Origin of the sequence: Streptomyces sp. YS-3 (assembly GCF_045257485.1) — a bacterium.
Taxonomy (GTDB): domain Bacteria; phylum Actinomycetota; class Actinomycetes; order Streptomycetales; family Streptomycetaceae; genus Streptomyces.
Genome location: NZ_JBJHPC010000228.1, coordinates 1 through 10,706, shown reverse-complemented (window position 1 = coordinate 10,706; position 10,706 = coordinate 1). Strand labels below are relative to the sequence as shown.

General features: G+C 73.6%; 7 protein-coding genes. 6 read left to right on the top strand and 1 reads right to left on the bottom strand.

The window, feature by feature from the left end; translation table 11 throughout:
• On the bottom strand, window positions 1-2,382 hold a 2,382-nt coding region (locus ACJA3G_RS19450; protein WP_406554288.1), incomplete at its 3' end, for a nitrate- and nitrite sensing domain-containing protein.
• A 352-nt stretch (window positions 2,383-2,734) separates the two neighbouring features.
• Here ACJA3G_RS19450 and ACJA3G_RS19445 point away from each other — a divergent pair.
• The 6 genes from ACJA3G_RS19445 (at window position 2,735) to ACJA3G_RS19420 (ending at window position 10,656) form a co-directional block, all read left to right on the top strand.
• Entirely contained in the window at window positions 2,735-3,169 is a 435-nt protein-coding gene (locus ACJA3G_RS19445; RefSeq protein ID WP_406554289.1) for a hypothetical protein, read from the top strand.
• An 18-nt stretch (window positions 3,170-3,187) separates the two neighbouring features.
• Window positions 3,188-3,988, top strand: coding sequence for an IclR family transcriptional regulator (locus tag ACJA3G_RS19440; protein ID WP_406554287.1), 801 nt, complete (start codon window positions 3,188-3,190; stop codon window positions 3,986-3,988).
• Window positions 3,989-4,155: 167 nt separating this feature from the next.
• A complete protein-coding gene (locus ACJA3G_RS19435; protein WP_406554286.1) occupies window positions 4,156-6,621 on the top strand; it encodes an FAD-dependent oxidoreductase in 2,466 nt (821 codons plus the stop codon).
• Between the two features lie 112 nt (window positions 6,622-6,733).
• The gene (gene solA, locus ACJA3G_RS19430; protein ID WP_406554285.1) at window positions 6,734-7,933 is read left to right on the top strand and encodes an N-methyl-L-tryptophan oxidase; all 1,200 of its coding nucleotides are present in this window, start codon (window positions 6,734-6,736) and stop codon (window positions 7,931-7,933) included.
• Entirely contained in the window at window positions 7,930-9,072 is a 1,143-nt protein-coding gene (locus ACJA3G_RS19425; RefSeq protein ID WP_406554284.1) for an aromatic ring-hydroxylating dioxygenase subunit alpha, read from the top strand. Before solA ends, ACJA3G_RS19425 begins: the two co-directional genes overlap by 4 nt.
• A 114-nt stretch (window positions 9,073-9,186) precedes the next feature.
• Window positions 9,187-10,656, top strand: a complete 1,470-nt coding sequence (locus ACJA3G_RS19420) for an aldehyde dehydrogenase family protein (protein WP_406554283.1) — start codon at window positions 9,187-9,189, stop codon at window positions 10,654-10,656.
• Window positions 10,657-10,706 lie beyond the last annotated feature (50 nt).

The following is a 10,706-nucleotide window of genomic DNA, read 5'->3' as shown; positions in this document are numbered from 1 at the left end:
CGCCGGAGCCGTTCCGCCCCGCCGCCGCTCCAGGCCCGGCCCGGCGGGGCGGAACGGCTCCGGCGCGGGCGAGGGGTGGTCGCGGCCCGGCTGGTCGTCGACCCGGCGCCCGTGGTCGCTGACCAGCGTCGGCGCGGGCGGACGGCGCCGGGGCAGCGGCACGGCGCCGAGGCCGTGGGCCGGTGCCCCGGCGTCCTCGTCGGCCGTCTGCTGCTGCCGGCGGCGCTCGCCGGGGAACTCTCGGGCCGCGCCGGGGAAGCCGCCGTGCACGGCGTCGCGCTCGTCGGCGCCCCGGCCGTCCGGGGCGTCCAGCTCCAACGGGTCCACCGGAGCCTCCAGTTCTACCGGGCCGTCGAGCAGGGCGCGGTCGGGGACGCCCAGCGGGAGCGGGGAGAGCGCACGGGGTCCGGCGTCCCGCTCGCGGCGCCCGGCCGCGTCCTGGGCCGCCGCCTTGCGGTCGAGGCGGAAGCCGGTGCCGTTGGTGTCCGGCGCGTCGGTGAGCAGGACCGCCGGGATGAAGACGACGGCGGTGGTGCCGCCGTACGGGGAGGGCTGGAGCGAGACGCGGACGTTCTGCCGCTGGGCGAGCCGGCTGACCACGAACAGGCCGAGCCGGTCGGTGTCGGAGAGCTCGAACTCGGGGGTCTCCGCGAGGCGCAGGTTGGCGTCGAGGAGCGCTTCGGGCGTCATGCCCAGCCCCCGGTCGTGGATTTCCAGGGTGAAGCCGTTGGCCACCCGCTCGCCGTGCACCTGGACGGCGGTGTGCGGGGGCGAGAACACCGTGGCGTTCTCCAGGAGTTCGGCCACCAGGTGGGTGAGGTCGGCGACGGCCGGGCCGCCCACGCCGAGCCGGGGCAGCCGGCGGACCTCGATGCGCTCGTAGTCCTCGACCTCGGCCACGGCCGCCCGGACCACGTCCATCAGCTGGACGGGCTTGCGCCACTGGCGGGAGGCGGCGGCGCCGGAGAGGATCACCAGGCCCTCGGCGTGGCGGCGCATACGGGTGGTGAGGTGGTCGAGCCGGAAGAGGTCGGCGAGCTCGTCGGTGTCCTCGGTGCGGCGCTCCATGGTGTCCAGGAGCGTGAGCTGGCGGTGGAGCAGGACCTGGTTGCGGCGGGCCAGGTTGACGAAGACCTCGGCCACCCCGCGCCGCATGTCGGCCTGTTTGACCGCGGCCTCGACGGCGGCGCGCTGGAGGGTGTTGAGGGCCTGGCCGACCTGGCCGACCTCGTCCTTCTCGAAGTCCAGACGCGGGGCCTCGGTCTCCACGTCGACGTGTTCACCGGCGGCGAGGCGGCGCATGACGCTCGGCAGGCGCACGCCGGACACCTCGTGCGCCTCCTTGCGCAGCCGGGTGAGGTCGCGGATCAGCTCGCGGCCGATGCGGACGGAGAGGAAGAGCGAGAAGACGAGGGCGAGGAAGCCGAGGACGCCCGCGACACCGGCCTTGATGAGGACGTTGAAGGCGACCGGGTGAACGCGGTCGCGGTAGCGGTCGTCGGCGTCCGAGACGGCCTGGGAGAGGCGGCCGAGCAGCGGGGTGGCCGTCTGCTGCCAGCGGGCCAGGTCGATGCGCGGGTTCTTGGTGGGGCCCGCGGTGATGATGCTCTGCTCGGCGGCGCGCAGCGACTCGGAGCCGGCGGCGGCCCAGAAGCGCTCGAAGATCTCGCGCTCGCCCCCGGGCAGGTTCTCCAGGCTGATCTCGTACAGCAGCGTGCGGTTGGCCACCAGGTTGACCACCTCGCGCAGTTCGTTCCAGGTGAACTGGGGCGGGGCGACCAGCGCGGAGGCGACGAGCGCGTCCTCGCGGGCCAGCATCTCGCGGGCCCGGGCGAGGCCGACGACCGCGCGGCCCTGCTTGTCCATGTCCACGTTCTCGAGCGCGTGGAGGTTGGTGAGGAAGGTGTAGCAGGGGTCGATGATCCCGCTGTACGCCTCCAGTGCCCGGGTGCGGTTCACGCTGCGCCGGTCGACCTGGCGGCGCAGGTCGCCGATGCCGTCGAACTCCTCAAGGACGGTCTTCAGCCGCGCCCTGGCCGCCGGATGCAGATCGTCGCGGACCTGGGAGTCACCGGCGGCGGAACGAATCTTCGCCACGGCGCGGTCGGTGTCCCGGCGGCGTCCCTGCAGCGCGGCGAGCGCGTCGGCGGCCCGCTGGTCGGCGAGGTAGACGAGCGTCTGCCGGCGTTCCTCCTGGATCACCTGGATGGTGTCCTCCATCGGGGAGCCGACCTTGTCCACGATGTACGTGACGTTCAACAGCTCGTTGGCCTCGCGGCCGGTGATGTAGGTCGTGAATCCCCACAGGGCGGTGAGGGAGACGAGCGGCACCAGCAGCAACGCCACGATCTTCCTGCGGATGGACTTCCCGCGAAAGCGCATGGCCTCCCCCAGATCAACCGTCAACAAACGGCGTGAGCCTACTACTGCCACACAGCCGACTCGAAGGCACGTCCGGACGATTTTCGGCCGCGCTCAAGGGAGTTGATCATGGGTTGTCCTGGTATTACGTGAGATCACCTACCGGCGTTGGCCGAGTACGTCCCCCGGCCCGCCGGTTCCCCCCGCCGACCGGTTGGCTGGAATTCTGCCTTCCCCGTAAATCCCGGGAATCTTGCGGGAGTTCCGTTCGTCCTTCTGTACGGGGGTTGCGACGGGGATGTACGGACCCGTGCGAATCGGCACGCATCGATGCGCCGATGGTGGGGAGGGAGTATGCATGGGCACTGAAGGCATGTGTGCGGACGGTGAGGCGGTTCGGGGCACGCGAGGGGGTGAACTGCCGCCGCTGTGGGTGGAGGAGCCCGCGGTGCGGCCACGGCTGCCCGACCCGATCAGGGACGCGGCCGTGCGGTCGGTGCTGATCGTCGCGTTCACCCTGATCCAGGCGGTGATCGCGTTCCTGTGCACGATGGCGGGCTCCTGGCTGGCGTTCCCGATGGTCCTCTCCAGTGTGGCGAGCACGGTCGTGGCGACCTGGGCGGTCCTGGACGTCTGGGTCACCCGCCAGGTGTGGAACCAGCGCAACGGCGTGGTGTCGGTGCCGAGCAGCACCGCGCGCGAGCGGCGCAGGGAGCGCAGGCGGGTGCGCCACGCGGCCGGGGCGGCCGAGCGGCCGGGCGCCGGCCGCATGGGGCAGCACAAGGCGGGCAGCCTCTCCCGGGCATAGCGGCCCCGAGGAGTGCTGGTGGGTGAGGTGCGGGAGCCGGACGCGGTCGCGGGCGGACGCCGGGGCGACGGTTCACTGCGGTCGGTCGACCGCGCGGTCAGCGTGCTGGAGGCGCTGGCCCGGCTCGGCGAGGCCGGGGTCACCGGGATCGCCGATGAGCTCGGGGTGCACAAGTCGACCGCGTTCCGGCTGCTCGACGCGCTGGAGAGACGGGGTCTGGTCGGCCGCGAGAAGGAGCGGGGGAAGTACTTCCTGGGCGCCGGGATGCTGCGCCTGGCCGGTGCGGCGGCCGTACGGCTGGACATCTCCCAGGAGGGCGTCCCGGTCTGCCGCGCGCTCGCGCAGGCCACGGGCGAGACCGCCAACGTCGCCGTGCTCGACGGCGACGCGGCCGTCAACATCACGCAGGCGCGCGGCGCGGCTGCCGTCACGGCCTTCGACTGGCTGGGCCGGCGCACCCCCCTGCACGCGACGGCGAGCGGCAAGGCGCTGCTCGCCCACCTCCCCGAGGAGCGCCGGGAGGCACTGCTCGGCCGGAAGCTGGCGCGCTTCACCGCGCACACCGTCACGGATCCGGCCGTGCTCCGCGCCGAGCTGGCCGAGGTGGTGGAGCGGGGGTATGCCCGGACGGCCGAGGAGTTCGAGGACGGGCTCAACGCCGTGGGCGCGGTGGTGCGCGGCCACGACGGCTCGGTGGTCGGCGCGATCGGCGTCTCGGGCCCGGTGTACCGGCTGCCGCGGGAGGCGCTCGCGGAGGTCGCCGGGCGCGTCCGGGAGGCCGCCCGGGACCTCTCGCGTCGCATGGGCCATCCCGGGTAACACCAGCCCTGACGACACATCACAACCCTTTCCGGCCAGGCGCTTTCCCCCTCCCGGGACCCCCTTGCCGCGACCGGTCCGACCCTCTTGACGCTCCCCCAGGGCCGTCCTCAGGATGTCTCACATCGCGCAACCGGTAGTGCTCTGCGCAACAGGAGGGTGAGGCCGTGTCTCACGAGGTCCGCACCACCCCGGCCCCCGGCCCCGCCCACGCGCGCGTAGTGATCATCGGCGCCGGGATCGTGGGCTGTTCGCTCGCCGACGAGCTCACCGCGCGCGGCTGGTCGCACGTCACCGTCGTGGAGCAGGGCCCCCTGCCCGCGCCGGGCGGCTCCAGCTCGCACGCGCCGGGCCTGGTCTTCCGCACCCATGTCTCCCGGACCATGACGGCCTTCGGCGGGTACACGGTCGACACCTTCCGCGGGCTGAGCGTGGCGGGCGAGCCGTGCTTCCGGGCGGTCGGCGGTCTGGAGGTCGCCACCACCCCGGAGCGCTGGGCCGATCTGCACCGCAAGGCGGGGCTGGCCGCCGCCTGTGGCGTCCGGGGCGAGCTGCTCACCGCGCACCAGTGCGAGGCGCTGTGGCCACTGCTCGCCGGGGAGAAGGTCCTGGGCGGCTTCCACACCCCGGACGACGGGATCGCCGACGCGGTGCTCGCCTCCCGGGCGCTCCAGGCCCGCGCCCAGGCCCGGGGCGCCCGGTTCCTGGCGCGCCACAAGGTCACCGGCGTCGAACAGGAGGACGGCCGGGTCACCGCCGTCGTCACCGACCAGGGCCGCTTCCCGGCCGATCTGGTGGTCTCGGCGGCCGGTTTCTGGGGCCCGGTGATCGGACGGACGGCCGGGGTGCGGGTGCCGCTGCTGCCGCTCGCCCACCAGTACGTGCGGACCGCCCCGCTGCCCGGACTCACCGCGCGGGCGGCGGCGGCCCTGCCCATCCTGCGCCACCAGGACCGCGACCTGTACTTCCGTACGCACACGGACGCGGAGGGAGCACGGCTGGGCATCGGCTCCTACGCCCACCGGCCGCTGCCGGTGGATCCGTGGGCAGTCCCGGCGTACGACGACGCGCCGGTCATGCCCTCCTCGCTCGCCTTCACCCCCGAGGACTTCGCGCCGAGCTGGCAGGACGCCGCCGCGCTGCTGCCCGAACTCGCGGACAGCGCGGTCGCGGACGGCTTCAACGGTGTCTTCTCCTTCACGCCCGACGGTATGCCGCTGCTGGGCGAGTCCCGCGAGCTGCGCGGGTTCTGGCTGGCCGAGGCGGTGTGGGTGACGCACTCCGCGGGGGCGGCCCGGGCCGTCGCCGAGTGGATGACGCACGGCCGCCCCTCGCTCGACGTGCACGCCTGCGACATCCGGCGCTTCGAGGACGTCCAGCTCACGGACCGGTACATCGAGGAGCGCTCGGTGCAGAGCTTCGTCGAGGTGTACGACGTCGTCCATCCGCTCCAGCCGCCGGCTCGTCCGCGCCCGCTGCGCACGAGCCCCTTCCACCCGCGCCAGCGTGAGCTCGGGGCGTACTTCCTGGAGGGCGGCGGCTGGGAGCGACCGCACTGGTACGAGACGAACGCGCCCCTGGTGGACGGGCTGCACATCCCCGTGCGCGACGCCTGGTCGGCGCGGTACTGGTCGCCGGTCGCGGCGGCCGAGGCGAAGGCGACCCGGGAGCGGGTCGCGCTCTACGACATGACGCCGCTGCGGCGTCTGGAGGTGACCGGACGCGGCGCGTTGGCGTTCCTCCAGCGGATGACCACCAACCAGCTGGAGAAGAAGCCGGGTTCGGTGACGTACACCCTCATGCTGGACGGGGCGGGCGGCATCCGGTCCGATCTGACAGTGGCGCGCCTGGGCTCCGACCGCTTCCAGGTGGGCGCCAACTCCCCCGCCGACCTGGACTGGCTGCTCGCGCACGCGCCGGACACCGTCACCGTCCGGGACATCACCTCCGGCACCTGCTGCGTCGGCGTGTGGGGTCCGCTCGCACGCGACCTGGTCCAGCCCCTGACCCGCGACGACTTCTCGCACAGCGCGTTCGGCTACTTCCGGGCGAAGGAGACGGTCCTCGAAAACGTCCCGGTCACGGCCCTGCGGCTGAGCTATGTCGGCGAGCTGGGCTGGGAGCTGTACACGAGCGCCGATCTCGGGCTGCGGCTGTGGGACACGCTCTGGGAGGCGGGGCAGCGGCTCGACGTGGTCGCGGCGGGCCGCAGCGCGTTCGAGTCGCTGCGGCTGGAGAAGGGCTACCGCGCCTGGGGCCGTGACATGACGAGCGAGCACACCCCCTACGAGGCGGGGCTCGGCTTCGCGGTCCGGCCCGGCAAGGGCGAGTTCGTGGGCCGGGCCGCGCTGGGCGATCCGGCGGCGGTGACCCGCAGGCTCACCTGTCTGACCCTGGACTCCCGGTCGGCGGTGGTCCTCGGGGGCGAGCCGGTGCTGGTCGACGGTGTGCCCGCGGGTTACGTCACCAGTGCCGCCTACGGCTACACGATCGGCCGGTGCGTGGCGTACGCGTGGCTGCCCGTGACCCCGCCGGGCACCGCGGTCCATGTCGAGTACTTCGGTGAGAAGGTCCCCGCGACCGTCGCCGAAGAGCCCCTGTTCGACCCGCGGATGACCCACCTCATGCGGTGACGGCCGGGCCCGGCGGGTCCGGGCGCCGAGCGGCCCATGCGTGGAACGGCACCGCGTCGACCCGTAGCGCGCCAGGCGGGTCCGGCCGGGCACCGACCCTCCGGGAGGAGACATGGCTGTGACGTACGACGTGATCGTCCTCGGCCTCGGCGGCATGGGCTCGGCCGCCGCCCGGCACCTCGCCGCGCGCGGGGCCCGCGTCCTCGGCCTGGAGCGCTACGGGCCGGCGCACGCGCACGGCTCCAGCCACGGCGGCTCGCGCATCACCCGGCAGTCCTATTTCGAGGACCCGGCGTATGTACCGCTGCTGCTGCGGGCGTACGAGCTGTACGAGCAGATCGAGCGGGACTCCGGGCGCGAGATCGCGCTGCTGTGCGGCGGGATGATGGTGGGCCGCCCCGACTGCCGTACGGTCACGGGCGCGGTGCGCTCGGCCCGCGCGTGGGATCTGCCGCACGAGATGCTGGACGCCCGCGAGATCCGGCGCCGCTTCCCGACGATGAGCCCGCTCGACGACGAGGTGGCGCTCTACGAGACGCGGGCGGGGCTGCTGCGGCCGGAGGCCATGGTGGCGGCCCACCTCCGGCTCGCCGCCGGGGCGGGGGCCGAGCTGCGTTTCGAGGAGCCGGTGACCCGCTGGGAGGAGCTGCCGGGCGGCCGGGGCGTCCGCGTCCACACGGCCGGGCGCAGCTGGACCGCCGGGCAGCTGGTGATCTGTCCGGGCGCCTGGGCGCCGGAGGTGCTGGCGGACCTCGGGGCGCCGGTGCGCGTCGAGCGGCAGGTCATGTACTGGTTCGGGCCCGAGGGCGGCGTCGAACCCTTCCTCCCCGGGCGTCAGCCGGTCTTCGTGTGGGAGGAGGCGGACGGGGTCCAGGTGTACGGCTTCCCGGCCATCGACGGGCCGTCGGGCGGCGTCAAGACCGCGTTCTTCCGCAAGAACGGCACGCCCTGCACACCGGACACCCTCGACCGTACGGTGGCCCCGGCCGAGGCCGAGGACATGGCGTCGGCGATGCGCCAGGTGGCCCCCACCCTGCCCGGAACGTTCCTGCGGGCCGTGACCTGCATGTACTCGACCACACCGGACGAGCACTTCATCATCGGCCGGCACCCCGCGCACCCCGAGACCACCACCGTGGCCTGTGGTTTCTCCGGGCATGGCTTCAAGTTCGTGCCGGTGGTCGGCGAGATCCTCGCCGATCTCGCCCTGGACGGCGGCACGGCTCATCCGATCGGGCTCTTCGACCCGCTCCGGTTCGGCGCGGGCGCGGCTGCCGGGGCGGGCGCGGGCGCCGCGGGGGGCTCGCGGTGACCGCCGGGGCCGCCGAGCGCACGCCGAGCCTGCTGCGGACGCTGCCCGGCCGCTACTACTGCGACCCGGCCGTCTTCGTCCGCGAGCAGGAGCGGATCTTCGAGGCGCTGTGGTTCTGCGCGGTGCGCGCCGCCGACCTCGACCGGCCGGGCGCCTTCCGCACGGTCCAGGTGGGCCGCGAGAGCGTGCTGGTGGTGCGGACTAGCGAGGGCGCCCTGCGGGCGTTCCTCAACGTGTGCCGGCACCGGGGCGCCCGGGTGTGCGCCGAGGAGAGCGGCACGGTCCGGCGCACCCTGCAGTGCCCGTACCACGCCTGGACGTACGACCTCGACGGGCGGCTGGTGGCGGCGCCGAACCTGGCCCGGATGCCGGACGTGGACCGCGAGGAGCGCGGGCTGCTGCGGGTCGCCCTGCGCGAGTGGCTCGGCTACGCGTGGGTGTGCCCGGCCGAGGAGCCGCCGTCGTTCGAGGACACGGTGGTCGGGGCCGCCACCGAGCGCCTGGGCGACCCGGCGGCGGTGGAGCGCTACGGGGCGGCGGACCTGGCGTTGGGCCGCCGGATCTCGTACGAGGTGACCGCCAACTGGAAGCTGATCGTCGAGAACTTCATGGAGTGCTACCACTGCGCCACGATCCACCCCGAACTCACCCATGTGCTGCCGGAGTTCGCCAAGGGCTTCGCCGCGCAGTACTACGTGGGCCACGGCGCCGCCTTCGCGCGCGGCGCCGAGGGGTTCACCGTGGACGGCGGCGCGGGTTTCGGACGTCTGGCGGGCCTCGCGGACGAACAGGACCGCCGCTACTACGCGATCACCGTGAACCCGCAGGTGTTCGTGAACCTGGTGCCCGACCACGTCATCGTCCACCGGATGTTCCCGCGGGCCGTGGACCGTACGGTCGTCGAGTGCGACTGGCTGTACGCGCCACGGGTGGTGGCGGACGGGGCCGACGTCTCCCGGTCGGTGGAGCTGTTCCACCGCGTCAATCTCCAGGACTTCCAGGCGTGCGAGCGCACCCAGCCTGCCATGGACTCGCGGGCGTACCGCGACGGGGGCGTGCTGGTGCCCAGCGAACACCACATCCGCGCCTTCCACCAGTGGGTCCTGGAGCACCTGGGACCCGACCCGGACGGCCGCTGAAAACCGCGGTTCCCGCGCTGTTCCGCCGCTCAAACTATCGGCATCGTCACATGCCTGAAGTGTGCGTACCTGGGTAGCGGCGCCTCTGTTCGTGACCAGAAGTCAAGGAGCGTCATGCCTGATTTGTTCATCGGTGGCCGGTGGAGCGCCGCCGTCGACGGGGAGACCCGCGAGATCCGCTGTCCGGCGGACGGCTCGCCGGTCGCCGTGGTCGACGAGGGGGGTCCCAAGGACGCGGCTGCGGCGGTGGCCGCGGCCCGCGAGGCCTTCGACCGGGGTCCCTGGCCCCGGACGACGGCCGCCGAGCGGGCCGCGCTCCTGCTGCGCGTCGCCGGTCTCATCGAGCGTGACGCCGCCGCGCTGGCCCGCGCCGAGTCCCTGGACACCGGCAAGCGGCTGGTCGAGTCGGAGTACGACATGGCCGACATCGCCAACTGCTTCCGGCACTTCGGCCATCTGGTCGCCTCGCAGGACCCGGGCCGGGTCGTCGACACCGGCAACCCGGAGACCGACAGCCGCACCGTCGTCGAGCCGGTGGGCGTCTGCGCGCTGATCACGCCGTGGAACTACCCGCTGCTCCAGACCGCCTGGAAGGTCGCGCCCGCCATCGGCGCGGGCAACACCTTCGTCCTCAAGCCCAGTGAGCTGACCCCGCACACCGCGATCATCCTGATGCGGCTGCTCACCGAGGCCGGGCTGCCGGAGGGCGTCGCCAACCTGGTCCTCGGCACCGGCCCCGCGGTCGGCGCGCCCCTCACCGAGGACGCGCGCGTGGACCTGGTGTCGTTCACCGGCGGACTGTCCACCGGGCGGCGTGTGATGGCGTCGGCCGCGGCCACCGTCAAGCGCACCGCGCTGGAGCTCGGCGGCAAGAACCCCAACATCGTCTTCGCGGACGCCGACTTCGACACGGCCGTCGACTACGCGCTGACCGCCGTGTTCCTGCACTCCGGCCAGGTCTGCTCGGCGGGCGCCCGCCTGCTGGTCGAGGACTCGCTGCACGACCGCTTCGTCGACGAAGTGGTGCGCCGCGCACGGGAGATCAGGCTCGGCGGCCCCTTCGACGAGCAGGCCCGCAGCGGTCCGCTGATCTCCGCCGCCCATCTCGCCAAGGTCGAGGCGTACGTCGCGGACGGGCTCGCCGAGGGCGCGGTGCTGCGCTGCGGCGGCGCCCGCCCCGACGACCCGGCGCTCGCGAACGGCCACTACTACCTGCCCACGGTCCTGGACGAGTGCACGGCCGCGATGTCCGTGGTCCGGGAGGAGTCGTTCGGGCCGGTGCTGACCGTGGAGCGGTTCCGCGACGAGGACGAGGCCCTCGCCCTGGCCAACGACACCATCTACGGCCTGGCCGGGGCCGTGTGGACCCGCGACGAGGCACGCGCGCGACGCGTGGCGGCCCGGCTGCGCGCGGGCACGGTGTGGATCAACGACTTCCACCCGTACGTCCCGCAGGCCGAGTGGGGCGGGATGAAGCAGTCGGGGACGGGCCGCGAGCTCGGTCTCGCCGGGCTCGCCGAGTACCAGGAGATCAAGCACATCTGGCGCAACACCGACCCGCGCCCGCAGCGCTGGTTCGACTGAGCGGCCCCGCCGGCGAACGGCCGCCGTTCGCCGGCACCCGCCCCCTGCCC